Here is a 25,645-nt window from a genome sequence, read left to right as displayed (position 1 = left end):
TCGGCGTGAACTCAATGAACGCAACGGTGACCGGGGTCACAGGCTCGGGCGATGGTCCTCCCGGGACGTATTCAGCACCAGGAGGCGAGCCGTGGCCGGCAGACGCGACAAGACCCATTATCTCTACATCGCGGTGATCGCCGCGGTGCTCCTCGGCATCGCCGTCGGCTTCGCCGCGCCGGGCACGGCCGTGGAGCTGAAGCCGCTGGGCACCGGCTTCGTGAACCTCATCAAGATGATGATCTCGCCCGTGATCTTCTGCACCATCGTGCTGGGCATCGGGTCGGTGCGCAAGGCCGCCAAGGTCGGCGCCGTGGGCGGACTCGCCCTCGGCTACTTCATGATCATGTCCACGGTGGCGCTGGCCATCGGGCTCCTCGTGGGGAACCTGCTGGAGCCGGGCTCCGGGCTGCACCTGACCGAGGCCGTCAAGCACGCCGGAGAGGCACAGGCCAAGGCGGGCGCGGCGCAGAGCACTCCCGAGTTCCTGCTCGGGATCATCCCGACCACCCTGGTCTCGGCCTTCACCGGCGGCCAGGTGCTCCAGACGCTGCTCGTGGCCCTGCTGTGCGGGTTCGCGCTCCAGGCCATGGGTGCGGCGGGCGAGCCGCTGCTCCGGGGCATCGGCCACGTGCAGAAGCTGGTCTTCCGGGTGCTCGCGATGATCATGTGGGCCGCGCCGGTGGGCGCGTTCGGCGCGATCGCCGCGGTGGTCGGCGCAACCGGAATCGACGCGCTGAAGTCGCTCGCCGTCATCATGATCGGTTTCTACACGACCTGCCTGCTGTTCGTGTTCGTCGTGCTCGGCACCCTGCTGCGGCTGTGCACCGGGCTCAACGTGTTCTCACTGCTGCGCTACCTGGGCCGCGAGTTCCTGCTGATCCTCTCGACCTCCTCGTCGGAGTCGGCACTGCCGCGGCTGATCGCGAAGATGGAACACCTGGGCGTCTCCAAGCCCGTGGTCGGCATCACCGTGCCGACGGGCTATTCGTTCAACCTGGACGGAACCGCGATCTACCTGACGATGTCCTCGCTGTTCATCGCGGAGGCGACGGGCAAGCCGCTCGCCCTGGGCGAGCAGATCTCCCTGCTGCTGTTCATGATCGTGGCCTCGAAGGGCGCGGCCGGGGTGACCGGCGCGGGGCTCGCGACGCTGGCCGGGGGGCTCCAGTCACACCGGCCGGAACTCGTCGACGGCGTGGGGCTGATCGTGGGCATCGACCGCTTCATGAGCGAGGCCAGGGCACTGACCAACTTCGCGGGCAACGCGGTGGCAACCGTGCTCATCGGCACCTGGACCAAGGAGTTCGACCGCCGACGGGCCACCGAAGTCCTGGCCGGACGCCTGCAGTTCGACGAGACCACGCTGGTCGACGACGGCCACGGTACGGAGATCCCCGCCGTGCCCGCCCCCTCGCCGGTCCGCGCCGAGGACGGCGTACCCGCCTAAGCGGAACGCCCGTCACGGGCCGGCCGGGCAGGGCTCGCCCCCACGGTGCCCAGCCCGGTCGGCCCGCACTCCGCCCCCATGGTCGATTTTCGGCCATGGGGCTGTGAAGTGTCGTGCGGTAAAAGGTACTTCCGCACCCGGGCACGCTTCTGACATCTTGCGTCCACCACTCGTTTCGTACGGCCCGGTAGGTGCCACCAGCACCACCGGGCCGTCTTCGGAGGACGCATTGATACCCCACATATCCAGCCGACCTCGACGTACCCTCGTGCTGGCCGCCACGCTCGGCGCCGCACTCGCCTTCGGGGCCCCCGCCGCGCTCGCCGGCACCGCCCCGGTCTCGCCCTCCGGGCAGGCCGTCCCGTCCGCCCCCGCCAAGGCCAAGGCCGCGGCGCCGTCCTCCCAGAGTGCGACCTGGGTTGCCGGCACCCGCGCCTACCTGGTGATCACCGCCCCCGGTGACAGCTCGGCGGTGCGTTCCGCCATCGCCGCCAACGGCGGCACCGTCTTCTCGAACTTCGACGCCATCGGCGTGATCGTCGCCCACTCCTCGTCCGCCGGCTTCGCCGCGACGATGCGCGGGGTGAGCGGGGTCCAGCAGGTCGGGGCCACCCGCACCTCGGATGTTCCGGCCGACGCCTACAACCCGGCGCTGCCCGCCAACCCGGCGCAGTCGACGACCCCGGCCGGCGAGCCCGTCCGCGCCGACATGAGCCAGATCAAGGCGGACCAGGCCTGGGCCGTCACCACCGGCTCCGCCTCCGTCAAGGTCGGCATCCTCGACACCGGTGTCGACGACCAGCACCAGGACCTGGCGCCGAACTTCAACGCCGCCGACTCCGTCTCCTGTGCCTACGGCAAGCCCGACACCCGTGCGGGCGCCTGGCGGGACGTGGACACCCACGGCACCCATGTCGCGGGCACCATCGCGGCCGCCAAGAACGGCAAGGGCGTCGTCGGCGTGGCCCCGGGCGTGAAGATCTCCGCGGTCCGCGTCGCCGAGCCGGGCAACTCGTTCTTCTTCGCCGAGAACACCATCTGCGGGTTCGTGTGGGCCGGTGACCACGGCTTCAAGGTCACCAACAACAGCTACTACACCGACCCGTGGCAGTTCAACTGCCCGGACAACATCGACCAGGCCGCCATCATCGAGGGCGTCAAGCGCGCCCAGGAGTACGCCGAGGGCAAGGGCTCGCTGCAGGTCGCCGCGGCGGGCAACGAGAACTACGACCTCGCCCACAAGACGACCGACACCGCGAGCCCCAACGACTCGACGCCGGTCACCCGCACCATCACCAACGCCTGCCTCGACATCCCGACCGAGCTCCCGGGCGTGGTCACGGTCGCGGCGAACGGAACCGGCACCACCAAGGCCTCGTTCTCCAACTTCGGCTCGGGCGTCATCGACGTGGCGGCCCCCGGCCAGGACGTCTACTCCACGCTGCCGGGCGGCAAGTACGGCACCAAGAGCGGTACGTCGATGGCGACCCCGCACGTCGTGGGCGTCGCGGCGCTGCTCGCCAGCACCAACCCCGGCATCACCCCGGCGCAGCTGCGCGACAAGCTGGCCACCCAGGCGAACGACATCGCCTGCCCGTCGGACGGCCGCTGCACCGGCACCGCGGCCAACAACTCGTTCTTCGGCGAGGGCCAGGTCGACGCGCTGAAGGCGGTGGGCTCCACCCCGCCGCCCGGGAAGTACTTCGAGAACCTCAGCGACTTCGCGATCAACGACAACGCCACCGTGGAGAGCCCCATCACCGTCAGCGGGGTGACCGGCAACGCCCCGGCCACCCTCAAGGTGGGCGTGGACATCAAGCACACCTACATCGGTGACCTGAAGGTCGACCTGGTGGCCCCCGACGGCTCGGTCTACACCCTGAGCAACCGGGCCGGCGGCTCCACGGACAACATCATCCAGACCTTCACCGTCAACGCCTCCTCCGAGGTCGCCAACGGCGTCTGGAAGCTCCGCGTGAACGACAACGCCAGCGCGGACACCGGCAAGATCGACGCCTGGAACCTCACCTTCTGAGGCCGGGGGGGCCCCCGGGGGGGGCCCCCCCCCCCCCCCGGGGGCCCCCCCCGGGCGGGCCGCCCCGAGAGGGGCGGCCTACCTGGTCCGCAGCACGCAGTCCCCGCAGAGCCCACCGCCGGGCACCCGGTAGTAGAGGCAGCAGCTGCGGCGCACGAACGCCACCCCGAGGCCTTCTTCGTGGACGAAGGTGCCGCTGCCGCCGAGCGCCCCGCCCCCGGCCAGCAGCTCCGCCGCCAGGGACACCGCCGGGCCGCCCGGGACCCGGTCGATCAGCACGCGCAGCGCCCCGACCAGCCCCGACGCGGCGTTCCCGCGCAGCACCTTGGGGGACACGCCGTACCGGTCGCGCACCGCCCCGTCGAGCACCGCGAGGTGGCCGAGCACGTTCTCGCCGAGCGCCGCGGACGGCAGCTCCCCCCGGCCGGGATCGGGTAGCCACAGCTCCATGGACCCCGCAGCGGGCAACCGCCACCACACGCGGTCCGCCGCCAGGTCCGGGATCCGCCCGCCCAGCGCGGCGCAGCCCAGCCCGACCGACCACAGCCGGGAAGCGATCCCGAACTGCGCGGTCGAGGCGGCGACCCGGCCGGGCCCGCTGCCGATGCGCCGGCCCACCTCGGCGACGTACGGCTCCAGTCGGCGCCCGTACAGCTCGCTCAGCGGCCGGAAGCCGGGGCCGGGCGGCTCCGTCCCGAACGGCACGCCGAAGAACGGCCCGATGGCGGCCAGCCGGCCCAGCAGCTCCTGCATCTCCATGCGCGGATGATCTCAGGCGGCGGTGTTCTCACGGATCACGGCCAGGGTCCGGGCGACCGTCCGGGCCATGGACGTGCGCATCGCCACACACCTAGGACGCCTGTACGACGGCCCCCGCGGGCCCGGTTCCGCGGTGGACCGCCCCGGCCGCCCGGCGGACCGCGGGGCCCATCCCGTACGAGGCGGCCAGCAGCACCGCGCCGAGCAGCAGCCAGCCGGGGATCCCCCACAGCAGGAGCAGCGAGGTCAGGACCAGTGGCCCCAGGGTCCGCGCGATCGGCACCCCGGTCCCGAAAAAGCCCTGGTACTGCCCGATCCGCTCGGCCGGGGCCAGGCAGAAGCCGATCTGCCAGGACCCGGCGGACTGCCGCATCTCGGCGTCCGCCTGGAGCACCGCCCCGGCCACCAGCAGCGCCGCGGCCGCCCAGCCCGCCCCGGGCAGCGCCGACAGGGCGAACACGCCGCAGGAGGCGGCCATGACCAGTCCGGACACCCGGACCGCACGGCGGGCGCTGTCGAGGTCGGTCACCGGCCGCGCCGCCCGCACCTGGAACAGCATGACCGCCACGGTGTTGAGCACGAACAGCGCCGACACCAGCCAGCCCGGGGCGCTGGTGCGCTCCACGATCCACAGCGGGACGGCGAGGCTCAGCAGCGGCATCCGCAGCAGCAGGACCGCGTTCAGCAGGGTGACGAGCGCGTACGGGCGGTCGCGGAGGACCGCCAGCCGCGGCTCCCCGGCCGCCCGCTGCGGTACGGGTGCCACCGCGGGCAGCCGCAGCAGCACGGCGGCGCAGACCAGGAAGCTGACGGCGTCGAGGAGGAACACCGCAAGGTAGGCCCGTTCGGTGTCGGCGCTCAGGGCGAGCCCGCCGAGGGCCGCCCCCAGCGCCAGCCCGGCGTTCAGCACGGACTGGAGGTGGGCCAGTACGCCCGTGCGCTCCTGCGGGGTCACCAGCCCCGCGAGCAGCGCCTGCCGGGCGGCCGCCAGCCCGCACTGGGCGGTGGCGTAGACGGCGACGGTGAGGAGGAAGGCCCAGAAGGAGCGGATGAACAGGAACGAGGACACGGAGGCCGCGGTGGCCAGGGCCAGCAGGACCGACGTGCCGCGCGGACCGCGCCGGTCGGCGAGCGCCCCCAGCGGAACGCCCGCGACGGAGCCGATCGCCCACGCGATCGTCAGTCCGAGGCCGATCTGGGCGGGTGAGAGACCCACCACGCGGGTGAAGTAGAGGGCCGAACACACGTAGTAGGCGCCGTCTCCGACGGAGTTGCTCAGCTGGGCGGCCGCCAGGCGGCGCGGCGCCCCGGGAGGGGGCAGGATCCGTATCGTCACCGGTCCATTGGATCAGCCGGATGGCCCAACCGAACGGTCCAATCGGCGGCCCTTCCGCTGGGCCACTCGGGTCGGGCCGCCGGGCTCGCCCCCGCGGCACCGCGGCACCCGCTGTTGGACACATCACCGACGGCCGTCCGTTCGATCTCCGGGCGGCCCGGGAGGGTCCCGCGGCCGCCCGCCGGGCCGGCGGTCGGCAGGCGGCCGGACCGCGTCCGGACCCCCTTGCATCCGCGCAGGTCAGAGGGCGTTTGTAGGCCGATGGGAGGCCGTGTGGACCGCCGTCCGGGGGGCCTGGGCGGTGCGCGGGAACGGATGTCCGCGGATCAGGATTACGGGCGCTCCGGGCCGGGGATCGAAGTCCTCGAAAAACATGGCCGCGGCGTTGCCAATTTGGGGGTTCATGAGAGGAGATTTAGGGGCTACATTGAGCCACTCGCGTTCACCTGACAGCCCGTTGCCTTTCACCCGCGTTTTGCGCGGGGGGCGACGTCAGGAGCGCACACTGTGCAACCACCCCACCGCCCAGAAGGACCGAAGGCTCCGTGCCCGTACCCGTACTCCTCGCCGGCCGCACCGTGCGGCTCGAGCCCCTCGCCCCCCACCACACCGAGGCTTTGGCCGTGGCCGGGGCCGAGGATCGTACGACTTACGCCTTCACCCCCGTACCCCATGGGGTGCAGGCGTCCCACGAGTACATCGACCGCGCCCTCGCAGATCAGGCGGCGGGTCGATCGCTCCCCTTCGCGGTGGTCAGAGCCACCGACGGCCGGGTCGTCGGTTCGACCCGGTTCCTGGAACTCGACTACTGGCAGGGCCCGCTGGTGTGGCCCGCAGTGCCGGGCGTCCCGTTCGGTGATCCGGCGACGGCGATCCCCGATGCCGCCGAGATCGGCAATACCTGGCTGTCCCCGGGCGCCCAGGGGACGGGCATCAACACGGAGGCGAAGCTGCTCATGCTCCGCCACGCCTTCGAGACCTGGGGCGTGCGCCGCATCTCGCTGCGCGCCGACGCCCGCAACGGGCGCTCGCGGGCGGCGATGGAGCGGCTCGGGTTCACCTGCGAGGGGGTCCGCCGGGCCCACTCGCGGGGCCTCGACGGCGCCGTGCGCAGCACCGCCTTCTACTCGATCCTCGACGAGGAGTGGCCGACCGTACGGTCGATCATCGAGATGCGGCTGTCGGCCGGGGCCCAGCGCAAGCGGCGCCGCAAGACGCTGATCCCGGCCTAGCCCCGGCACGGCCCCGGGAGTCCTGCATCCGGGCCCGTGCGGCCCCGGTCGGCTCCGTCCGGCCGCGGGCCCGTTCCGGTCCCGTCCCGGTCCCTCCTCGCGGCGTCAGCCCAGGAAGGCCGGGGCGAGGGCCGAGGCCATCAGCGGGGCCGGAGCGCCGCTGCCGTCGGCCGGCACGGCGTACAGGTCGGCGCCGAAGTCACCGGGCAGGGAGTAGACGACGGTCTTGTCGTCCGTCCACACCACCTGGTCGTCGACGCTGCGCTGCTCCGCGAGCGGGGTCTCCTGCATCGTGGCGAGGTCCAGGGCGTACAGCCGCCACGGCGCGTCCGGGGAGAGGCCCGGCACCCTCTTCTTGAAGACCAGCCGGGTCCCGTCGGGCGACAGCGACGAGCATTCCAGGTTCTCGCGGAGGGTGGTCACGGTGCGCTCGACGAGGTCGCCGCGGACCAGGTGGGTCTGGCCGCCGGTGGCGAGCGTCGCGTAAAAGGTCCGCTCGTCCGCGGCGAAGGTCACGCCCCAGAAGTTGACGTCGGCGTTGCGGTACGTCTTGCCGTCCTTGCGGATCGTGAAGTCCTCCAGGGAGGCGTCGAACTTCCCGGTGCGCAGGTCGAGCAGCGACGTGCGGGTGGAGAAGTCCGTCCCGGCGTACGAGTCCCCGCCGACGAAGACCGTCCAGGCGACCAGGTGTCCCCCGGGGGAGACCCGGGCCCGGGTGGGGATGCCGGCCAGCGGGCGCGCCGAGACCTCCTTGAGGCCGGCGTCGAGGACGACGGCCCGGTAGCCGTCCTGTACCCCGCCCTTGTCGGCCTGGAGGCAGATCCCGGTGCCGGCCGCCGCGTGGAAGCGCAGGCAGCTCACCCCCGAGGCGGTGCGGGCTCCCCGGGGCGTGTCGGCGGGGACGGTGGCGAGCTCGTCGCGGTGCGGGCCCCACGCCATGTTCCGGAACACGATCCGCCGCCCGCCCGCGCCGGGCGTGAGGGAGACCTCGCCCCGGGTGATCGGGGGGCCGCCGGCCTGGGTCCGGTCCTTCTCGTCGGCCCGCGAGGAGGCCCGTACGACGGCCAGCACCCCCACGGCGGCGAGCAGCACGACGGCGGAGACGAGGATCAGGATCCGGCGTTGGAGGGTCATGGGGGCCTTTCGGGAATGTGGGGGACGGCAGGCGGAGCGGGCGGCTCAGTCGGCTCCCGCCCCGGCGGGCACGGTGTCCGCGGCGGTCGTGGTGTCCGCGGGGCGCAGCACCGCGCACGCTGCGGCCGCGACGGCCAGCAGGACGGCGGCGACCGCGAGCGCTGGGCGGGGGCCCCACACGGTCCAGGCGGCGCCGAAGCCGAGCGAGGCGGCGAAGCGGGCGAGGGCCTGGCCGGTCTGGACGAGGGCGAGGCCGCCGCCGCGGTGCTCCTCGGGCACGGCTCCGGCGGCCGCGGCCATCAGGACGCCGTCGGTGGCCGCGTAGAAGCCCCCGTGCAGCAGGAGCACGGCGTACGGCAGGACCGTGCTGTGGCCCGGCCCCGTCCCGCCCGCCAGCAGCAGCCCGTACGCGAGGAGCAGCGCGAGGTGGCCGCCGAGGAAGACGCGCCAGCGGCCGATCCGGTCGGCGAGCCGGCCCAGCGGCAGTGCGAGCAGGAAGAACGCGGCGGCGGTGCCCAGCGGCAGCAGCGCGAACCAGCGGTCGGCGATCCCGGTGGCGCGCTGGAGCAGCAGGAAGACGAAGGCGTCGCTGACGGTGCAGAGCCCGAGCAGCAGCGCGCACGCGCTGATCCGGCGCAGGTCCCGGCGGCCCAGCAAGCCGAGGGAGGCGCGCAGGGAGACGGGTTCCGCGCCGGGCGCCGGCTCGGTGCGGCGGCCGGGGACGAACAGGACGAGCACGAGCACGCCGAGGGCGGCGACGCAGGCGCTGACCGTGAAGACGGCGTCGTAGCCGTCGGCGGCGCCGCGCAGGATCAGGAACGCCAGGATCGGCCCGATCAGGGCGCCCGCGGTGTCCATCGCCCGGTGTACGCCGAAGGCCCGGCCGCGGTCCTCCGGGGCGGCGGCCAGGGAGATCAGCGCGTCGCGCGGGGCGGTGCGCAGGCCCTTGCCGGTGCGGTCGAGGGCGAGCACGGCGCCGATGGCGGGCAGGGTGTGGGCGAGCAGGAGCAGCGGCTTGCACAGGGCCGAGAGGCCGTAGCCGAGCCCGGCGAGGGTTTTGTGCCGGCCGAGGCGGTCGCCGAGGTGGCCTCCGGTGAGCCGGACCAGGGCGCTGATGCCGTTGTAGAGCCCGTCGAGCAGGCCGAAGCCGAGCGGGGAGAGGCCGAGGCCGACGACGAGGTAGAGCGGGAGCACGGCCGTGACCATCTCGGAGGAGACGTCGGTGATCAGGCTGACCGTGCCGAGGGCGAGCACCGTGGGGGCGAGCGCGGCGCGCCGCCCCGGGCTGGTGCCCGGGGCGACGGCCGGTGGCTCGGGGGTCACGGCGGGCGCGGGGGTTCCGCGACTGTCCGCAACGTACATGGTCAGGAAGCCCAGATCCCAGTGATGTCCTTGGCGGTGGCCGCGTTCCCGGCGTGGGTGGTCAGGCCGGCCAGGCCTTCCAGGGTGCGCAGCACGTCGTAGTGGTTGTACGTGGTGCCCGAGGTGCTGCCGGGGGTGACGGACTGGCCGTAGAGCACGGTCGGGATCTTGTTGCCGGAGAGCCGGTTGTCCTCGTCGAAGGTGACGACGAGGAGGCTGTTGTGGGTCTTGGCCCAGTCCGCGTAGGCCTTGAGGTTGTTCTTGAGCCAGGTGTCGCCGGTGCCGACGGAGCAGTCGTGCATGTCGCTGCACAGGTTCGGGACGACGAAGGACACCTTGGGGAGGGTGGTGTAGTCCGTCGGGAACTGGGTCATGGTCTTGGCGCTGGCGGTGGGCACGTTGGAGAACGCGAACCAGGGGTTGTGCTTGCGGGCGTACTTGCCGCTGCTGCAGGTGGTGGAGCCCTGGCTGGGGAGGGTCTCGTTGTAGCTGCCCCAGCTCTTGCCCGCGGCGATGAGCTCGGAGGCGAGGTTGGGTGCGGAGCTGAAGCCCGGCGAGTAGCAGCTGTCGTCGGTGACGCCCTGGTTCGAGCCCGAGAACAGCTGCAGGTAGTTCGGCTGGCTGGGGTGTGTGACGCCGTAGGACTGGGTGAGGTTGGCTCCGCCCGTCTTGAGGGAGTTGATGTACGGGGCGCTGGAGCTGCCGATCACCTGGCTGTAGGCGTGGTTCTCGAAGACCACGACGACGACGTGGTCGGGGACCGGCAGGCCGGCGGCGTGTGCGGGCTGGGCCGCTCCTACGCCGGCCCAGAGGGCGGCACCTGCGGCGGTGAGGCCGAAGGCGGTGGCGAGGGCGGTCTTGCGGCGGGACCGTGATGAGGTCATGCCAAACACGGAAAATACCTCCGGGCAGGGGGGTCTGGGGGCGGCGCGGACGCACCATACCCAGGGGCATGTGCATGGACCAGGGACAGTCGGCCAACAGATCGGGAACTCCGGTGAGCTTCCGGGTGTTCGGCAACGCCCAGCCCTACGTCATCCCAAGAGCTGGAAAAAAGGGGAACCGTGGATCACTTAGGCTCATCCTTCGAACAGACGAGACCACCCCCCGACGGGGCAGCACCAGCCGGAGAGCAACCGCACATGTCGTACGCACCCGACGGACAGCACCAGCCGTACCGGTCGGAAGGGCAGTACCAGCAGCAGCCCTACGGCACTTCGTACGCGCAGCCGTATGAACCGCAGTACCAGCCCGAGCCGCCGTACGGGCCGCCGCACCCGCCGTACGGCGAGCCCGACGAGCCCGAGTACGAGCAGCGGCGCCCGCGCCGGGGCAGGCGCTGGCTGATCGCGGGTGTCACCGTCCTCGCGCTCGCCGGCATAGCTGCGGGGGTGATGTACCACTTCGAGATACCGCCCTTCACCGACAAGGGCAAGGACGTCTCCTTCGGCCAGCCGGCCGGCGGCGGCAAGGCGGGCGGCACCGACGGCACCCCCAAGCAGGCGGCCAACGCCAAGGCCCTGATGCCCACGGGCCCGAAGGCCGAGTTCAAGAACTCGATGACGCTGGGCGACGGCACGCACGTGGCCGTCACCACCCTGGAGGGCCAGAAGTCGGGCTTCAAGGGCAAGGTGTGGGTCTGGGCGCCCAAGGAGTACAACGACCCCAAGTTCGCCAAGAGCGGCTTCCCGGTCATGATCGCCCTGCCGGGCGGCGCCGGGTACCCGAGCAACTACTGGATGGGCACCGACCTGGGGCTGCAGACCAGCATCAGCAAGTGGTACAGCGAGGGCAAGAGCAAGCCGTTCATCCTCGCCATGCCGGTCCTCAACCCGGGCCCGGACGACAAGGGCATCTACTGGGACGGATCCGACATTCCCGGCCAGCCCAAGATGGGCACCTGGCTGACCGAGGACGTCCCGGACCTGATGAAGGCGAACTTCCGCACGATCAAGTCCCGTGACGGCTGGGCCTACATGGGCTCCTCCACCGGTGGTTTCGCGAGCCTGAAGGCCGTGCTCCAGCACCCGGACAAGTTCAAGGCCGCGATCTGCTCCGGCCCGGACATCGTGCCCGACTCCTCCCTGTGGAAGGGCCACGACAAGGAGAAGGCCGAGAACAACCCGGAGCTGCTGGCGAAGGCCATGATCGACAAGAAGGGCGCTCCGGACGTCTACCTCGCCTTCCAGGTCGGCGACAACGAGAACAACAAGAAGACGTTGCCCGACGTGCAGAAGTTCGTCGCGACCTACACCAAGGGCCCGATCCACACCAGCCTGAGGGTGATCCCCGGCGGCCAGCACAACGCCAAGACCTACGTGCCGAACATGGGCGAGGGCCCGATCCAGTTCATCAGCAAGGTCATGGAAGGACCGGTGGAGTAGCGGGGCCCGTCCCCGCCGGTTCGACCGGCTCCACGCGCTGCGGCCCGCCGAACACCATCGGCGGGCCGTCGCCGTCCCAGGCCGCCCAGCCCGGGTTCCCGGTCACGGCGAAGCGCACCCAGGCCGCGTGCATCCGGTCGGCCAGTTCCTGCGGGGCGTCCGGGCCGGCCAGCCACGAGGACTCCGGCACGTGGAGCGCGTCGAACACGAAGCCCAGCTCCAGGGCGTGGCAGGCGCCGAGGCCCGGGACACCGGAGGGCCAGCCGAACTCGTACAGGAAACTCGGTGCGGGCCGCCGTGCCGCGGCGAGCCGGCGCAGCGGGTCGCGGAGCAGCCGGTCGGTGAGCAGCTGCCCCGCGAGCTCGGCCGGCCCCGCCCCGGGCAGTGCGGCCCGCAGCGCCCGCACGGCGGCCCGGTCCTTGCCGCTGCGGGCGCGGGCCAGGGCCACGGTGAGCGGACCGAGCCGGTCCATGAGCCGCATCGCGCCCGTGGGGGCGAGCCACAGCCGGTACTCCTCGCTGGTCCAGCCCAGCAGCAGCGGTACGTCCGTCGCCGTCGCGGCCTCCAGGGGGTCGCCGGGGAGCGTGTCCGGGTCGGCGACCAGGCCGAACGCCGGGCCCCCGACGAGCGGGCCGGAGCGGCGCATGACGGCGCCCTGTGCGGCGAGCAGGTCGCGCGGGGCGGTGGCGGCGAAGGCCTCGGCGGTCGCGGGCACCTTGAGCAGGGAGGCCATGCGCCGGACCATGGCGCGCACGCTGTCGCGCCGCAGCACCTCGGGGGCCCCGCTCTGCAGGACGGCCGCGGCGAAGAGCCCGGCGGCGCGCGGGGCGCCGAGGAGGGCCCCGACGCTGATGGCGCCGGCCGACTCACCGAAGACGGTGACGCGGCCGGGGTCCCCGCCGAAGGCCTCGATGTTCTCCCGTACCCAGGTCAGGGCGGCGATCTGGTCGAGCAGCCCGCGGTTGGCGGGGGCGTCGGGGAAGAGACCGTAGCCGAGGACGCCCAGGCGGTAGTTGACGGAGACCAGCACCACCCCGTCGCGGGCGAACGCGGAGCCGTCGTAGACGGGGACGGCCGAGGAGCCTCGGGTGAGCGCCCCGCCGTGCAGCCACACCATGACGGGCAGCCGGGCCCCGGGGGCCGGGTCCGGGGTCCACACGTTGAGGTTCAGGCAGTCGTCCCCCGGGATGTCCGGGTCGGGCAGCAGGGCGGCGAACTTCGGCGGGTAGGGCACCTTGGGCGCGGTGGGCCCGAAGCTGCCGGCGTCGCGTACGCCGTCCCAGGGGGTCGCGGGCCCGGGGGCTGCGAAGCGCAGGGCGCCGACGGGCGGGGCGGCGTACGGGACGCCCCGGAAGACGGAGACGCCGCCCGGGCCGGTCCTGCCCTCGACCACGCCGTACCCGGTCCTGACCCGGGGCCGGCCGCTGCCGCCCGTTGTGCTCATCGTTCCCGCTCCTCCGCCGGATCCGGTGCTCCGCGTCCCCGGCACGGTCGCACAGGCCAGCGACGGGTGACAAGGCGTGACCCGGTCCCGGGACCGCCGGGTTGGACCGGCATGCGATCCATGCGTATCCACCCCGGCGTCCGCGGCTTGGTCCGGGCCGGCTCGGTCCCCCTGCTCCTGCTCGTGGCCGCGGGGACGGCGCGGGCCGCGGGGCCCGAGTTCCAGTACGTCGGCCGGGACGACAAGGTCCACGGGCTGAGCGGCCCGACGGGCTGCGTCGAGGCGAAGGGCGGCGGCTTCAGGGCGGTCACCAACGCGACGGGCAGCCGGGCGACCCTGTACCGCGAGCCGGGCTGCAAGGGCGACGCCGTGGCGGTGCTGCCGCCGGGGGGCGGGGGCCAGATCCAGCCGTACTTCGCCTCCGTGCGGTTTTCCTTCATCACCAAGGCCCAGCAGCCGTGACCGCCGGGCTCCCGCTGCGTTGTATGCCATGTCAAATGCCGCAGACTCCTGCGGCACCCCCATCCCCAGAGGAGATCTTGATGTCGCGTATCGCGAAGGCAGTCGCCGTCACCGCTGTTGCCGGTAGCGCCCTGGCCGCCGGTGCCGGTCTGGCCGTCGCCGATGCCGGAGCGCACGGTGCGGCGGTCGGCTCCCCCGGTGTCCTGTCGGGCAACCTGGTCCAGGTCCCGGTTCACGTCCCGATCAACGTCTGCGGCAACACCGTGAACGTGATCGCTCTCCTGAACCCGGCGTTCGGCAACACCTGCATCAACGCCTCGGGCGGCGGCGAGCACCACACCGAGGGCTACGGCGGCTGACCGTCCGTGCCCGTCGGCCGGCTCGACCGGCCGGCCCGAGCACCGAGGGCCCCCGCCGCCGGCGGGGGCCCTTCCCGTGCCCTCGTACCCGGTGAAACCACGTCCCGTGCCCTGGCGATGCCCTGGAGCGGCGCATCCCGTGCCCGGGATCGCGGGCGCCGCGGATCGCGCCGGGGTCATTCGTAGCGGTAGAGGCCCCTGTGGCTGAGCATGTCCCGCGGGGTGACGTTCCACGGCGGCATCACCTCGTCGAGGGCGATCACCCGGCCGCGCTGGAGGTCCCCCAGTTCGAGCGGGGCCGCGGGCAGGTAGCCGGAGCCGGGGTGCTTCTGCTGCCAGCGGTCCCAGAGCAGGTCGACGAAGGCGTGGTGCAGCCAGAACGCCGGATCGTTCGGGGCGGTGCCGCCCGTCATGTGGCCGCCGATCCACTGGTGCACCTTGTTGTGGTTGCGCCAGCGCTCGCTCTTCGGCGCGGCCCAGCCCTCCAGCTTGTTGCGGAAGCCGCCGCCCTGCGCCGTCGAGTCCCAGGGCGAGGTGTCGTACGTCGGATCGTCCAGCGCCCACTGGAGTTCGGCCGCGGTGGGCAGGGCGATCGGGTTCTGCGGGCGGCCGAGGTTGCGGGTGAGGAAGCGGGCCTCCGTGATGCCCACCGTGATCTCCCAGTTGCCCTGCTCGTAGGCGAAGGGGCCCGTCGTCACGCGGCGGTCGCTCTCACGGCCGGTGCCGCCGAGGAAGTCCTCGGCCCAGAGGGAGGAGACCGGGCTGCTGTCCGCGGTCCAGTCCCAGTACGGCACCGAGACACCCGGGTCTACGGCCTGGAGCAGCCGCTCGAACTCGAGCAGGAAGCGGCGGTGCCAGGGGAAGAACGACGGGGACATGTGGCCGACGCGGAGTTTGCTGTCCCGGTCGGGCACGAAGTACTTGTCGTGGGTGCGCACCAGGTCGTCGTAGGCGCCGTTGCGCTTGAGCTCCAGCACGGCCGCCGTGAACCGCCTCTTCTGGGCGCTGGTCAGGTTCCTCTGGTTCTGCCGGGTGTACACGCGGGCTCCTCCCGTTCCGGTCCGGTGTGGCCGTCAGTCGTGGTGCGGGGCGGCCGACGCCAGTTGGGTGGTGCCGAGTTCGTCGACGGCGGCGCGGGCCAGCTCCAGCGGGGTCGCGAAGGACTCGAAGTGGTTGATCCCGCTCAGGTAGCTGCCGTCGGCACGGCGCATGACGTGCAGGGGACGGCCGTCGATGCGGACCCCGGCGAGGTCGACGGCGATGTGCCGGCCGCGGTACGTCTCCTCGGTGAGGGGCGCCGGGGTGACGGTCTGCCGGGGCCGGCGGGCGCGCAGTACGGGGGCCAGGGCCGCGGCGGTACCGGCGAGCACGGCCGCGGTGAAGGCCGTACGCAGGACGGCGCGGCGGGTGAGTGCTGCGGTGGCGGATGTGGCGTACATGCGGTCTCCCTCGCTCGGTGGTCCGCGCTACGGGGTCTAACGCCGCGCGGCGGGCGAGGTCACATCAGCGGCCGGAGCCGCTTGTAGAAGAGGGTGGTGGGGTGCAGGCGGCCCGCCGGATCGGTGGCGTAGTCGGGGATGGTGCCGGCCTCGGTCCAGCCCGCGCAACGGTAGACGTGCTCGGCGCCGCTGCCGGTCTCGGTGTCCAGGACCAGCAGCAGCACACCGGCCCGGGCGGCCGCCCGCTCGGCCTCGGTGAGGAGTGCGCGGGCGGCGCCGCGGCCGCGCGCCCGCGGGTGCACCATGAGCTTGCGCAGCTCCGCGCGGTGGCGCCCGTTGGGCTTGGACTCCCGGTACCAGCTGACGGTGCCGTCGAGACGGCCGTCACCGGCGCGGGAGGCCCACAGGGCGAGGGAGCCCTCCTCGACGGCGGGAGCGAGGGAATCCCACCAGGCGGCCGCCCGGGCGTGATCGAGGTCGGCGAGGAAGCCGAGGGAGGAGCCGCCGCGGACCACAGCGACCAGGAGATCGGCGAGTTCCTCGCGGTGGGCGGCCAGTCGGGGGGCGTCGAGGCGGGTGATGACGGGGATCATGCGGCGAGGATAGGCAGGGGCCGACGGCCCGGCGGACACCGCCTCCGGCGGCGGGCCGTCCGCCGGGCGGCGGGACAGCCCTCAGGGGGACGGGAGTTCCGCGAAGTCCGCGACCAGGGCTTCGTGGTGGCCCGGGGTGCCGAGGGCGAGGGCGTCGGCCTTGGCGCGCTTGAGGTACAGGTGCGCCGGGTGCTCCCAGGTTATGCCGATGCCGCCGTGCAGCTGCACGCACTCCTCCGCCGCGCGCACCGCGACCCCGGAGCAGTACGCCTGGGCGACGGCCACCGTCAGCGGGGCGTCGGGAGCCCCCGTGGCCAGGGCGTCCGCCGCGGCGCGGGCCGCCGCCCGGGCCGAGGCCACGTCCAGCCACAGCTGCGCCAGCCGGTGCTTGAGCGCCTGGAAGGAGCCTACGGGCCGGTTGAACTGGTGCCGGCCGCGTACGTGCCGCACCGTTTCCGTCAGGCACCATTCGGCGAGCCCGAGCTGTTCGGAGGCGAGCAGTCCGGCCCCGGAGAGCAGCGCTCCGGCGACCGCCGCGCGGGCCGTCGCCGGGTCCGCGAGCCGGGTTCCGGCGGCCGCGTCCAGCGTCACGGTGGCGAGCGGGCGGGTCAGGTCGAGCGGGACCAGCGGGGTCGGTGCGGCCTGCGCCGCGGGGACCGCGTACAGCCCCGTGTCCGCGAGGACCAGCAGCACGTCGGCGGCGACCGCGTCCGCGACCGAGGTGACCGTGCCCGTCAGGGCGCCGCCCCCGGTGTCACGCACCGCGGCCGGCAGCGGTGCGCCCGGGGCCTGCGTCAGCGGCAGCGCGGGTGCGCACACCTGCCGGCCGGAGGCCAGCTCCCTGAGCAGCGCGGTGGCTTCCGGCGTGTCGCAGCCCAGCAGGATCTCCGTGGCGAGCACCGCGCTCGTCAGGTACGGGACCGGCGCCACGGCCCGCCCCAGCTCCTCCAGGACCACGGCCGCCTCCCGGTGCCCCGCGCCCTGGCCGCCGAGCTTCTCCGGTACGAGCAGTCCCGCGGTGCCGATGTCGGCGGCGAGGGTGCGCCACAGTTCCGGGTCGTGCGGCCGGCCGGTCTCCGCCCGGGCGAGGACGGCGGCCGGTGCGCACCGGTCCGCGAGCAGCGCCCGTACGGCGGAGCGGAGTTCTTCCTCCGTGTCCGAGTACAGCAGGTCGAAGGCAGTGCTCATCGGGCCAGGTCCTTCCAGGCGAGGTCCTTGTCGTCGCGCGGCTCGCCGGGCAGGCCGAGGACGCGTTCGGCGACGATGTTCAGGAGGATTTCGCTGGTGCCGCCCTCGATGCTGTTGCCCTTGGCGCGCAGGTAGCGGTATCCGGCGTCGCGGCCGGTGAAGTCGACGAGCTCGGGCCGGCGCATCGTCCAGTCCTCGTAGAGCAACCCCTCCTCGCCGAGGAGTTCCACCTCCAGGCCGCTGATCTCCTGGTTGAGGCGGGCGAAGGTGAGCTTCATCCCGGATCCCTCGGGGCCGGGCTGCCCGGCGGCGAGCTGCTGGCGCAGCCGTTCGCCGGTGAGCCGGGCGACCTCGGCCTGGACCCACAGCCGCAGCAGCCGCTGGTGCAGTGCGTGGGTGCGCAGCCCGGGCCGCTCGCGCCAGGCGGCGGCGACGGGCGCGATCATGCCGCCCTCGCGCGGGATGCGCATGCCGCCGATGGAGACGCGTTCGTTCATGAGGGTGGTGCGGGCGACCTCCCAGCCCTGGCCGACGGCGCCGAGCCGGTGGCTGTCGGGGATGCGGACGCCGGTCAGGAAGACCTCGTTGAACTCGGCTTCGCCGGTGATCTGGCGCAGCGGCCGGACCTCGACGCCGGGGGCGTGCATGTCGCAGAGGAAGTAGGTGATGCCCTGGTGCTTGGGCAGCGCCGGGTCGGTGCGGGCGATCAGGATGGCCCAGCGGGCGGTGTGGGCGCTGGAGGTCCACACCTTCTGCCCGTCGACGATCCAGTCGCCGGTGCCGCTCTCGCGCACGGCGCGGGTGCCGAGTGCGGCGAGGTCGGAGCCGGCGCCGGGCTCGCTGAAGAGCTGGCACCAGACCTCGTCCCCGACCCACAGGGGGCGCAGGAAGCGCTGCTTCTGCTCGTCGGTGCCGTACGCGAGGATCGTGGGGGCGGCCATGCCGAGGCCGATGCCGATCCGGCGGGGGTCGTTGTCGGGGGCGCCGGCGGCTTCGAGTTCGGCGTCGACGACGGCCTGGAGGGTGCGGGGGGCGGCGAGTCCGCCGAGGCCCTCGGGGTAGTGGATCCAGGCGAGGCCGGCGTCGAAGCGGGCCCGCAGGAACGTGGCGCGGTCGGTGTCGGCGGGCGGGTGCGCTTGGAGCAGGTCCCGTACGCGCGCCACGAGTTCTTCGGGGGTGATCACCGCGAGCCGCCTCCGTTCAGGGCCGGTACGACGACCAGGCGGCCGGTGGTGGCCCCGTCGGCGACGCGCTGGACGGCGTCGGCGGCTCCGGCGAGCGGGACGCGTTCGCTGACCAGCGGCCTGATCGCGCCCTCGGCGGCGAGCCGGGTCAGCTCGGTGTGGCAGGCGGCGATGGAAGCGGGGTCCTTGGCGGCGTACAGGCCCCAGTGGAGGCCGAGGACGGCGTAGTTCTTCACGAGGGCGTGGTTGAGGGCGGGGGCGGGGATGGTGCCGCTGGCGAAGCCGACGACGACGATCCGGCCCTCGAAGGCCACGCACTTGGCGGAGGCGGTGTACGCCTCGCCGCCGACGGGGTCGTACACGACGTCGGCGCCGCGCCCGCCGGTGAACTCCTTGACGCGGGCGGCGATCCCGCCCGCGTCCTCGGTCGACCGGTCGATCACCAGGTCGCAGCCGAGCTCTTCCGCGGTGCGCACTTTGGCCTTGCCTGCGACGACCCCGATGACGGTGGCGCCGGCGGCCTTGCCGAGCTGGACGGCGGCGCTGCCGACCCCACCGGCGGCGGCGTGCACGAGCAGGGTCTCGCCGGCCTGGAGGCGGGCCCTGCGGTGCAGGCCGAACCAGCCGGTCTGGTAGCCGATGTGCAGGGCGGCGGCCTCGGCGTCGTCGAGGGTGGCGGGGGCCGGCAGCAGGGCGCGGGCGGGCGCGGTGACGTACTCGGCGAAACCGCCGTGCGGCAGGCTCGGGTTGGCGATGACGCGGCGGCCGTCCTCGGTCTCGCCGCAGATCTCGACGCCGGGGGTGAAGGGCAGCGGCGGACGGATCTGGTACTGGCCGCGGGCGAGCAGCGCGTCGGGGAAGTTGACGTTCGCCGCGAGCACCTTCAGCTTCACCTCGCCCTCGCCGGGCACCGGTTCGGGGACCTCTTCGAGGCGCATGACCTCGCGGGGTTCGCCTGGGGTGTGTACTCGCCATGCCTGCATCCGGGGCCTCCAGCCGCCGTCGAGGGACCACGCTCCGCGGAGCATACTAAGCAGTCGCTTGCCTCTCTGGGAACCGCTCGGCCGTACGGAGGGCGTCCGGACCGGATCAACACACGTCATTCCGGCCACTCCAACCCCACCCTCGGGCAACATGTGGTGTGCACGTGTCATGACTCAACGGGGAACAGCACCTGTCCAGGGGGGACCACCACATGAGAAGAAGCATGTCCACGGCCGGAGCCGCCGTCGTCCTGGCGGGCCTGATCACGGCCGCCGCACCGGCCGCGGCGGCCGGGCCGGCGTGCACGCCGGACATCCTGCGGCTGCCGGCCCTCGCCGAGGGCCCCTCACCGGCCTACGGGTCCGTACGCGCCTTCGGGTCCGGTGGCCTGGTGGCCGGCGAAAGCGTCGGACTGCCCGCATACTGGACGGCCGACCACGCGGTGCACGCCGTCCCGCTGCCCGAGGGCTTCGCATCGGGCGAGGTGCGCGCCGTGAACGCCAAGGGCCTGATGGTGGGCGTCCTCCGGCGCGCCGGTGCGCCCGACGCCCCTTACGGCTTCACGTACCAGAAGGGGGCGGCGGAAGTCCGGCTGATCGGCGGCGGAGCCACCGTGAGCGCGGTGACGGACGTCAACGACGCGGGCCGCTCCGTGGGCATGGAGGGCGGCGTCGCCAAGGAGTGGCTGAACGGCGCGGTGGTGCGCGAGCTTCCCGTGCCCGCGGACGCCCGCCCGGGCACCAGGATCGTCTCGGTGAGCGGGATCAACGCGCGCGGGGACGTCGTCGGCACGGCGCAGACGTCCTACGAGGAGGACGACCAGCTCAGGGGGAAGACCTTCCCGGTCGTCTGGCCCTCCGGGGGCGGGTACCCGCCGTACGGCCTGCGGGTGTGGACGGAGGACGACCCGACGGTCTGGACGACCGCCGCCGGCATCGACGACCGCGGCCGGGTCGTCGGCCACGAGGACCGCAGCTACCGCGACTGGCAGGAGCGCAGGCCGGCCGTCTGGAAGAAGCCGTACGACGCCCTGCCGGACGACCCCGGCCGGGTCGACGGCTACGACCACGTGACCTTCGACGGGCTGAGCCCGGCCACGAACGTGGCCGTCGGCTCGGCCGTCACCTTCGTCGAGGGATACCCCAACCACCTCCACGCGGCGTACTGGCCGGGCACGGGAGCCCCACTGGCCCTCCCCCACCCCGCCGGCACCGGACCGGACTCGCGCAGCTCGGCGTACGCGGCCTCGGACGACGACCGGGTGGGCGGCACGTTCTACGACTGGGAGACGCGCAGGGGCACCGCCGTGGTGTGGACCTGCGCGAGCAAGCAGGCGTACGCACCGCAGAAGTGACCCCGTCGCGGGCATGGTGATCTCGGCGCCCGCGCGCTATCGATGCCCCCATGACGCACGACATCCCGCCCGGCCTGCCGGGGCTGCCCGCGCCTCCCCCGCCCGGCGCCGCCGCCCTGCCCGCCGGTACGTACGCGGGGCAGGTGGTCCTGGTGACCGGTGGTGGCTCCGGGCTGGGCAAGGCGATCGCCGCCGAATTCGCGCGGCTCGGCGCGGACCTGGTGATCGCGGGCCGGCGCGCCGAGCGGCTGGAGGCGGCGCAGGAGGAGCTGGCGGCCGTCCCCGGCGCGGGCCGGGTGACGGCCGCCGTGTGCGACATCCGCGACCCGGAGCGGATAGCCGAGGTCTTCGACGCGGCGGAGGCGGCGCTCGGGCCGCCCGACGTCCTGGTCAACAACGCGGCCGCCAACTTCCCCTGCCCGGCGGAGGACCTGTCGCCCCACGCCTGGCGGGCGGTCGTCGACATCACCCTGACCGGCACCTGGTTCATGACCCGCGAGTTCGGCCGCCGCCACCTCGCCGCCTCGGCGCCGGGGTCCATCGTGAACATCGGCGCCTCGTACGCCTGGACCGGCGGGCCGGGCTTCGCCCACAGCGCCGCCGCCAAGGCCGGGGTGAAGAACCTGGTGGAGACCCTCGCCGTCGAGTGGGGCCCGTACGGCATCCAGATCAACGGGCTCGTCCCGGGGCTGTTCCCGCACGCCGACATGACCGAGGACATCCGCGCCGGGCTGGACCGCGCCGCGTCCGACGGCCCGGACGCCCACGCCACCCCGGACGCCCCGGTTGCCCGGGACGCCAAGGGCGCCCGCCAGCCCGCCCTGCGCGTCGGCGCCCCGCGCGAACTCGGCTGGGCGGCCACCTTCCTGGCGTCCCCCTACGCCCGGTTCATCACCGGCCACACCCTGGTCGTCGACGGGGCGAACTGGCAGCGCCGCTCGCTGGTCAACCCGGAGGTGGTGCCGGTCCGCGCCCAGCTGGGCCGCGGCCCGTTCAGCCCGTGAGCGGCCGGTTGTCAGTGGCCGGTGCGATGATCCCGTCATGTCCCTCGCCGATCTGACCCTCGACCACTGGCGCTCGCTCGACGCGGCGGCCGCCGCGCCCCTCGCCCACGAAGCCGCCGCGCAGGCGGACGGCCGGGTGGTGCTGCTCGACACCGTGGAGCACCTGGGCCGGCCCCTGCACCGCGTCCGCATCGAGCGCGAGGGGCGGGAGTTCGCCCTCATACCCGGCGGCCCGGTGCGGCTGGGGTTCGACCTGGACGCTTGGGAACCGACGCCCGCACAGTCCGCCGACTACGCCGCCAGCGTGGCCGAGGGGTACGGGTACGGACACGACACGCTGAAGGGCCATCTCGCCGAGATGCTCAGCCCGCTGCGCACCGCAACGCTCGCCGCGGTGCTCATGGCCGTGGAGGACGAACCGCTGACCGAGCCCCCGGCCGCCACCCCGGCCGTACTCGCCGCGCGCGGGCTGCGGATGCCGGACCCCGACGAATGGGAGCACGCCTGCGGGGCCGGGGCGGGCACCCTGTTCCGCTGGGGCGACGAGTGCCCCCTCGACGAGCCCTCGTACGGGGGCGGCCACGGCGTACGGCACCGACGGAACGCGTTCGGGCTGCACATCGCGTACGACAGCTACGGCACGGAGCTGAGCGCCGACCCGGCCGTGGTGCACGGCGGGGACGGCGGAGAGGCCGTCTGCGGCGGCTACGGCGACCTGCTCGCCTGGCTGCCGCTGGCCACCGCCCACCGCAACCCTTGGACGGCCGAGTTCGCGTACGGCCCGGACGGCGAAGGCATGTACGAGGAGTTCTCGACGCGGCCCGTGTTCAGCCTCCGCTGAAGTGCGGCGGTCGCCGGGCCGCCTTGGCGCCGTAGCCCTCCCGGCAGTCCTCCGAGGTCAGGGTGAGGGCCGCAGTCATCGCGACACGGTCCAGGGCCGGGGCGAGTGCGGCGTCGGCGTAGGCGTCGACAGCCCGTTTGATGCCCTGGACGGCGAGGGGCGCGTTCGCCGCGATCTCGGCCGCCAGCGCGCGGGCCGTGGTGTCCAGATCGGCGCGCGGCACGACCAGTTGGACCAGGTTCAGGCGGTGCGCCGTCGCGGCGTCGATGCGACGGCCGGTCAGCGCCAGGAACTTGGCCCAGCCCGCCCCCGCCTCACGGGCGATCCTGAGGTCGCCGCCCGCGTCCACCGCCACGCCCAGCTGCGCCTCCGGCAGGGCGAACACGGCGTCCTCGGCGGCGACGCGCAGGTCCGCCATCAGGGCCAGTTCGAAGCCGAAGCCCAGGCAGTGGCCCTGTACGGCGGCCACCACCGGCTGCGGGAGCCGGGAGAGCACGGCGAAGCGCTCGTGGACCCAGCGGATGCCCTCGTAGTAGTTGCGGGTCCGCTCGGCGGCCGTCGCGCCCGTAATCGCGCCGCCGGGGGCGGTCACGTCGATGCCCGCACAGAAGGCGCGGCCCTCCGCGCGCAGCAGGACCGCCCGCACCTGGGGGTCGAAGCGGATCCGGTCCGCGAGCAGTCCCAACTGGCGGGTGGACTCCCAGCTCCATCCGTTGAGCCGGGCGGGGCGGCAGAGGGTGAGGACCGCGATGCCGTCCGCGGTCTCCAGACGGATGCGCTCCTCCCCCTCCGGGACCTCGTTGCCGATGGTGTCGATCACCGATCCGTCCGCCCTCACGCCGACAGTTGATGGTCCGTCAGCTTAGGGGGCGGGGCTCAGCGCGGGAAGACCTCGAAGGTCACCGCAGGACGGCCGCCGAACCGTACGGAGGCCTGCTGGGCCATGCCGGTGAGGAAGTTGCGGCAGTACTCCTGCGGGTCCTGGTCCGTGAGCACCTCGATGTACGCCTTGTGCTCCATCAGTGATGCGATCGCACGCTCCATGCCCGGGCCGGCGTCCGCCGCGTGCGTCGGCGTCGAGGACCCCGCCACCGCGACCCAGCGCACCCCGCTCCACGGCTCCAGGCCCTGCTCGGAGATGAGCTCGGGGAAGATCCACCGGTTGCCGGCGTCCGCGGCCGCGTCGAGGACGGCCCGGCCGACGGCCTTGTGGTCGGGGGTGTTCCAGAAACCGCCGCCGCCCTGGCCGCCCCAGGTGTCACGGTGGTTGAGGGTGATGAGCAGTTCGGGGCGGTGCCGTCGGATGGCCGCGGCGATGTCCCGGCGCAGGTCCAGACCGTACTCGACGATCCCGTCACGGTGGTCGAGGAACTCCACGGTGGACACCCCCACGACGGCGGCGCTCGCCCGCTGCTCCGCCTCGCGCACCAGGGCGCACTCCTCGGGCGGGAGGGTGTCGATGCCGGCCTCGCCGCGCGTGGCCAGGAGGTAGACGACCTCTCGCCCGCCGTCCGTCCAGTCGGCGATCGCCGCGGCGCCGCCGTACTCCAGGTCGTCGGGGTGCGCGACCACGGCGAGGGCGCGCTGCCAGTCGGTGGGCATGGGCTCCAGGGGTGCGGGCTGATCATTTCGTTCGGTCATGCACCGCACGATAGCCGCGCTCCCGGATCCGGGGTGCCGATCCGCCGCACTGCGCCGGGCAGCGCAGGGCGATGCGGTCAGGCCTCGTCGCGGACCAGCGCCAGGAGGCGGTCCAGGACGCGGGGACCGCCTGCGCGGATGCCGTCGTGCTCGAACTCATCGGTCACCCAGGTGCGCAGGCCCCGGATCGACGCGGCGGTGTGCAGGGAGTGCGCGGTGTCCACGTACAGGTCGTCGTGGTAGACCGCCGCGGCCACCGGCACCTCGTTGGCGGCGAGCCGGGCCGGGTCGTACAGGGGTTCCCAGCCGGTACGGGCGGCCACGCGTTCGGCGGTCTCGCGCAGCGGGGCCAGCGCGGGGTCGGTGGTGAAGTGCCAGGGGTGGACGGTCTCGCCGGTGAACAGCAGGGGCTCATCGCCCGCGAGGGTCTTCTCGGCGTCGAAGCCGGGGTGGCCGGCGCGGACCCGTTCGGCGGCCCAAGCGGTGGGCGCGGCCGGGTCCTGTGCGTAGATCGGCTCGTGGAGCAGGGCGTACAGGGGGTGCGCGGCGAAGGAGAGCAGTCCTTGGACGGCCTCCAGGAAGGCGTCGGAGAGAGCCGGGCCCGAGGACGTCGGGACGAAGGCGTCCTCCAGCAGGTAGTGCAGCTGGTGGCTGCCGTCACCGGTGCCGAGCAGGATGCCGAGGGACTGGAACGCCTCGACGGTGAGGCGGTGGCCGCCCGGCAGTTCGGCCGGGCCCTGTGCCAGGTGGGCGGCGATGCGGCGGGCCCGCTCGACGTCCATCGGGTAGCGGGCGTAGTGGGCCAGGTTCTTGCGCTCCATGCGGGGGTACGCCGCCTCGTACACCTCGTCCGCGGTGGCCGTGAGGGACGGCAGGCCGCCGGTGATCAGGGCGGCGGTCAGACCCTCGGGGGCGGTGGAGAGGTAGCGGGTGGTGCAGAAGCCGCCGAAGCTCTGCCCCAGCACGGTCCAGGGCGCGCCGCCGGTCAGGGCGGGGCGGATCGTCTCGGCGTCGCGCACGATGGAGTCGGCGCGGAAGTGGGCGAGGTACGCGGCCTGCTGCCCGGGCGTGCCGCGCAGGGGCAGGGTCTGCCGGTTGAGCGGGGTGGAGCGGCCCGTGCCGCGCTGGTCGAGCAGGAGGACGCGGTACTCGCTCAGGGCCCGCTCCAGCCAGGCCTGCCGGCCGACGAAGCGGCGGGCACCGAAGCCGGGGCCGCCCTCCAGGTAGAGCAGCCAGGGCAGGGTCTCGGGGTCCTTGCCGGTGGCGACGGCCTCGCGGGCGTACAGCTCGATGTGCTCCCCGTCCGGGCGCGCGTGGTCGAGCGGGACGGTGAAGCGGTGGTCGGTGAGGACGACACCGGGCTGGCGGTAGCGGTGGTCGATGGTCACGAACGGCCCCTGGGTGTGCGGCGGCCCCGGCCGGAGGCCGACCGGGGCACTGGTATGGCGGCCCGGCCGAGT

Annotated in this window: 24 protein-coding genes; 9 read left to right on the top strand and 15 right to left on the bottom strand. The window is 73.5% G+C overall.

Features of this window, described 5'->3' with window-relative positions; all coding sequences use genetic code 11:
• Nucleotides 1–91 precede the first annotated feature (91 nt).
• Together ACIPK4_RS28710 and ACIPK4_RS28705 are read left to right on the top strand one after the other, a co-directional pair.
• Entirely contained in the window at nucleotides 92–1,450 is a 1,359-nt protein-coding gene (locus ACIPK4_RS28710) for a cation:dicarboxylate symporter family transporter (protein WP_402317672.1), read from the top strand.
• 268 nt (nucleotides 1,451–1,718) lie between these two features.
• Nucleotides 1,719–3,485, top strand: a complete 1,767-nt coding sequence (locus tag ACIPK4_RS28705) for a S8 family peptidase (protein ID WP_402317670.1) — start codon at nucleotides 1,719–1,721, stop codon at nucleotides 3,483–3,485.
• Nucleotides 3,486–3,563: 78 nt separating this feature from the next.
• Here the strand turns inward: ACIPK4_RS28705 and ACIPK4_RS28700 are convergent, their stop codons facing one another.
• Together ACIPK4_RS28700 and ACIPK4_RS28695 are read right to left on the bottom strand one after the other, a co-directional pair.
• Nucleotides 3,564–4,244, bottom strand: coding sequence for a (2Fe-2S)-binding protein (locus ACIPK4_RS28700; protein ID WP_402317667.1), 681 nt, complete (start codon nucleotides 4,242–4,244; stop codon nucleotides 3,564–3,566).
• A 91-nt stretch (nucleotides 4,245–4,335) separates the two neighbouring features.
• Entirely contained in the window at nucleotides 4,336–5,580 is a 1,245-nt protein-coding gene (locus tag ACIPK4_RS28695) for an MFS transporter (RefSeq protein ID WP_402317665.1), read from the bottom strand.
• 545 nt (nucleotides 5,581–6,125) lie between these two features.
• On the opposite strand from ACIPK4_RS28695, the gene ACIPK4_RS28690 reads away from it, so the two are divergent.
• Entirely contained in the window at nucleotides 6,126–6,812 is a 687-nt protein-coding gene (locus ACIPK4_RS28690) for a GNAT family N-acetyltransferase (RefSeq protein WP_402317662.1), read from the top strand.
• A 105-nt stretch (nucleotides 6,813–6,917) separates the two neighbouring features.
• Here the strand turns inward: ACIPK4_RS28690 and ACIPK4_RS28685 are convergent, their stop codons facing one another.
• The 3 genes from ACIPK4_RS28685 to ACIPK4_RS28675 are packed head-to-tail and all read right to left on the bottom strand — an operon-like array spanning nucleotide 6,918 to nucleotide 10,192.
• Nucleotides 6,918–7,946 carry a TolB family protein gene (locus ACIPK4_RS28685; RefSeq protein WP_402317660.1) on the bottom strand — a complete coding sequence of 343 codons (1,029 nt, stop codon included), beginning with the start codon at nucleotides 7,944–7,946 and terminating at the stop codon, nucleotides 6,918–6,920.
• A gap of 45 nt (nucleotides 7,947–7,991) precedes the next feature.
• Nucleotides 7,992–9,308: an MFS transporter gene (locus tag ACIPK4_RS28680; RefSeq protein ID WP_402317657.1), complete on the bottom strand. Its 1,317-nt coding sequence runs from the start codon at nucleotides 9,306–9,308 to the stop codon at nucleotides 7,992–7,994.
• Nucleotides 9,309–9,310: 2 nt separating this feature from the next.
• Nucleotides 9,311–10,192, bottom strand: a complete 882-nt coding sequence (locus ACIPK4_RS28675; protein ID WP_402317654.1) for an alkaline phosphatase family protein — start codon at nucleotides 10,190–10,192, stop codon at nucleotides 9,311–9,313.
• Nucleotides 10,193–10,450: 258 nt separating this feature from the next.
• Here ACIPK4_RS28675 and ACIPK4_RS28670 point away from each other — a divergent pair, with 258 nt between their 5' ends.
• The gene (locus ACIPK4_RS28670) at nucleotides 10,451–11,692 is read left to right on the top strand and encodes an alpha/beta hydrolase (protein ID WP_402317651.1); all 1,242 of its coding nucleotides are present in this window, start codon (nucleotides 10,451–10,453) and stop codon (nucleotides 11,690–11,692) included.
• On the opposite strand, the gene ACIPK4_RS28665 is transcribed toward ACIPK4_RS28670, so the two are convergent.
• Complete coding sequence (locus ACIPK4_RS28665; RefSeq protein ID WP_402317649.1) at nucleotides 11,670–13,136, bottom strand: carboxylesterase/lipase family protein; 1,467 nt, start codon at nucleotides 13,134–13,136, stop codon at nucleotides 11,670–11,672. The genes ACIPK4_RS28670 and ACIPK4_RS28665 overlap by 23 nt on opposite strands.
• A 111-nt stretch (nucleotides 13,137–13,247) precedes the next feature.
• Here ACIPK4_RS28665 and ACIPK4_RS28660 point away from each other — a divergent pair, with 111 nt between their 5' ends.
• Nucleotides 13,248–13,598, top strand: a complete 351-nt coding sequence (locus ACIPK4_RS28660) for a hypothetical protein (protein WP_402317647.1) — start codon at nucleotides 13,248–13,250, stop codon at nucleotides 13,596–13,598.
• Between the two features lie 80 nt (nucleotides 13,599–13,678).
• Entirely contained in the window at nucleotides 13,679–13,957 is a 279-nt protein-coding gene (locus ACIPK4_RS28655; RefSeq protein WP_054225841.1) for a chaplin, read from the top strand.
• Nucleotides 13,958–14,133: 176 nt separating this feature from the next.
• Here the strand turns inward: ACIPK4_RS28655 and ACIPK4_RS28650 are convergent, their stop codons facing one another.
• From ACIPK4_RS28650 to ACIPK4_RS28625, 6 genes are all read right to left on the bottom strand, one after another.
• On the bottom strand, nucleotides 14,134–14,997 hold the full coding sequence (locus ACIPK4_RS28650; RefSeq protein ID WP_402317644.1) for a tyrosinase family protein: 864 nt from the start codon (nucleotides 14,995–14,997) through the stop codon (nucleotides 14,134–14,136).
• Between the two features lie 33 nt (nucleotides 14,998–15,030).
• Nucleotides 15,031–15,396 carry a tyrosinase family oxidase copper chaperone gene (locus ACIPK4_RS28645; RefSeq protein WP_402317641.1) on the bottom strand — a complete coding sequence of 122 codons (366 nt, stop codon included), beginning with the start codon at nucleotides 15,394–15,396 and terminating at the stop codon, nucleotides 15,031–15,033.
• Between the two features lie 59 nt (nucleotides 15,397–15,455).
• Complete coding sequence (locus tag ACIPK4_RS28640; RefSeq protein WP_402317638.1) at nucleotides 15,456–15,989, bottom strand: GNAT family N-acetyltransferase; 534 nt, start codon at nucleotides 15,987–15,989, stop codon at nucleotides 15,456–15,458.
• 81 nt (nucleotides 15,990–16,070) lie between these two features.
• Complete coding sequence (locus ACIPK4_RS28635; RefSeq protein ID WP_402317635.1) at nucleotides 16,071–17,177, bottom strand: acyl-CoA dehydrogenase family protein; 1,107 nt, start codon at nucleotides 17,175–17,177, stop codon at nucleotides 16,071–16,073.
• Nucleotides 17,174–18,361 carry an acyl-CoA dehydrogenase family protein gene (locus ACIPK4_RS28630; RefSeq protein WP_402317633.1) on the bottom strand — a complete coding sequence of 396 codons (1,188 nt, stop codon included), beginning with the start codon at nucleotides 18,359–18,361 and terminating at the stop codon, nucleotides 17,174–17,176. The genes ACIPK4_RS28635 and ACIPK4_RS28630 overlap by 4 nt, the downstream gene beginning before the upstream one ends.
• Nucleotides 18,358–19,344 (bottom strand): NADPH:quinone oxidoreductase family protein, encoded by a 987-nt coding sequence (locus ACIPK4_RS28625; protein ID WP_402317631.1) that lies wholly within the window; start codon nucleotides 19,342–19,344, stop codon nucleotides 18,358–18,360. Before ACIPK4_RS28625 ends, ACIPK4_RS28630 begins: the two co-directional genes overlap by 4 nt.
• A gap of 224 nt (nucleotides 19,345–19,568) precedes the next feature.
• On the opposite strand from ACIPK4_RS28625, the gene ACIPK4_RS28620 reads away from it, so the two are divergent.
• The 3 genes from ACIPK4_RS28620 to ACIPK4_RS28610 are packed head-to-tail and all read left to right on the top strand — an operon-like array spanning nucleotide 19,569 to nucleotide 22,544.
• Nucleotides 19,569–20,699 carry a hypothetical protein gene (locus ACIPK4_RS28620; RefSeq protein ID WP_402317630.1) on the top strand — a complete coding sequence of 377 codons (1,131 nt, stop codon included), beginning with the start codon at nucleotides 19,569–19,571 and terminating at the stop codon, nucleotides 20,697–20,699.
• Nucleotides 20,700–20,749: 50 nt separating this feature from the next.
• Nucleotides 20,750–21,703 (top strand): SDR family oxidoreductase, encoded by a 954-nt coding sequence (locus tag ACIPK4_RS28615; RefSeq protein WP_402317627.1) that lies wholly within the window; start codon nucleotides 20,750–20,752, stop codon nucleotides 21,701–21,703.
• Between the two features lie 37 nt (nucleotides 21,704–21,740).
• Nucleotides 21,741–22,544 (top strand): hypothetical protein, encoded by an 804-nt coding sequence (locus ACIPK4_RS28610; protein WP_402317625.1) that lies wholly within the window; start codon nucleotides 21,741–21,743, stop codon nucleotides 22,542–22,544.
• Here the strand turns inward: ACIPK4_RS28610 and ACIPK4_RS28605 are convergent.
• The 3 genes from ACIPK4_RS28605 to ACIPK4_RS28595 form a co-directional block, all read right to left on the bottom strand.
• Entirely contained in the window at nucleotides 22,531–23,382 is an 852-nt protein-coding gene (locus tag ACIPK4_RS28605) for an enoyl-CoA hydratase/isomerase family protein (RefSeq protein WP_402317622.1), read from the bottom strand. The two genes, ACIPK4_RS28610 and ACIPK4_RS28605, sit on opposite strands and share 14 nt — an antisense overlap.
• 38 nt (nucleotides 23,383–23,420) lie before the next feature.
• A complete protein-coding gene (locus tag ACIPK4_RS28600; RefSeq protein WP_402317619.1) occupies nucleotides 23,421–24,185 on the bottom strand; it encodes a PIG-L deacetylase family protein in 765 nt (254 codons plus the stop codon).
• Between the two features lie 77 nt (nucleotides 24,186–24,262).
• The gene (locus tag ACIPK4_RS28595) at nucleotides 24,263–25,567 is read right to left on the bottom strand and encodes an alpha/beta fold hydrolase (RefSeq protein ID WP_402318039.1); all 1,305 of its coding nucleotides are present in this window, start codon (nucleotides 25,565–25,567) and stop codon (nucleotides 24,263–24,265) included.
• Nucleotides 25,568–25,645 lie beyond the last annotated feature (78 nt).

The organism is Streptomyces sp. NPDC086989 (assembly GCF_044745505.1).
Taxonomy (GTDB): Bacteria; Actinomycetota; Actinomycetes; order Streptomycetales; family Streptomycetaceae; genus Streptomyces.
This window is presented reverse-complemented; position numbering and strand designations above follow the sequence as displayed.

Coding starts and splice junctions, on each gene's coding strand:
- ACIPK4_RS28615 (WP_402317627.1), top strand. CDS start 20,750: ATGACGCACGACATCCCGCCCGGCCTGCCGGGGCTGCCCGCGCCTCCC.
- ACIPK4_RS28700 (WP_402317667.1), bottom strand. CDS start 4,244: ATGGAGATGCAGGAGCTGCTGGGCCGGCTGGCCGCCATCGGGCCGTTC.
- ACIPK4_RS28620 (WP_402317630.1), top strand. CDS start 19,569: ATGTCCACGGCCGGAGCCGCCGTCGTCCTGGCGGGCCTGATCACGGCC.
- ACIPK4_RS28675 (WP_402317654.1), bottom strand. CDS start 10,192: ATGACCTCATCACGGTCCCGCCGCAAGACCGCCCTCGCCACCGCCTTC.
- ACIPK4_RS28680 (WP_402317657.1), bottom strand. CDS start 9,308: ATGTACGTTGCGGACAGTCGCGGAACCCCCGCGCCCGCCGTGACCCCC.
- ACIPK4_RS28635 (WP_402317635.1), bottom strand. CDS start 17,177: ATGAGCACTGCCTTCGACCTGCTGTACTCGGACACGGAGGAAGAACTC.
- ACIPK4_RS28600 (WP_402317619.1), bottom strand. CDS start 24,185: ATGACCGAACGAAATGATCAGCCCGCACCCCTGGAGCCCATGCCCACC.
- ACIPK4_RS28625 (WP_402317631.1), bottom strand. CDS start 19,344: ATGCAGGCATGGCGAGTACACACCCCAGGCGAACCCCGCGAGGTCATG.
- ACIPK4_RS28645 (WP_402317641.1), bottom strand. CDS start 15,396: ATGTACGCCACATCCGCCACCGCAGCACTCACCCGCCGCGCCGTCCTG.
- ACIPK4_RS28640 (WP_402317638.1), bottom strand. CDS start 15,989: ATGATCCCCGTCATCACCCGCCTCGACGCCCCCCGACTGGCCGCCCAC.
- ACIPK4_RS28685 (WP_402317660.1), bottom strand. CDS start 7,946: ATGACCCTCCAACGCCGGATCCTGATCCTCGTCTCCGCCGTCGTGCTG.
- ACIPK4_RS28655 (WP_054225841.1), top strand. CDS start 13,679: ATGTCGCGTATCGCGAAGGCAGTCGCCGTCACCGCTGTTGCCGGTAGC.
- ACIPK4_RS28665 (WP_402317649.1), bottom strand. CDS start 13,136: ATGAGCACAACGGGCGGCAGCGGCCGGCCCCGGGTCAGGACCGGGTAC.
- ACIPK4_RS28670 (WP_402317651.1), top strand. CDS start 10,451: ATGTCGTACGCACCCGACGGACAGCACCAGCCGTACCGGTCGGAAGGG.
- ACIPK4_RS28610 (WP_402317625.1), top strand. CDS start 21,741: ATGTCCCTCGCCGATCTGACCCTCGACCACTGGCGCTCGCTCGACGCG.
- ACIPK4_RS28660 (WP_402317647.1), top strand. CDS start 13,248: ATGCGATCCATGCGTATCCACCCCGGCGTCCGCGGCTTGGTCCGGGCC.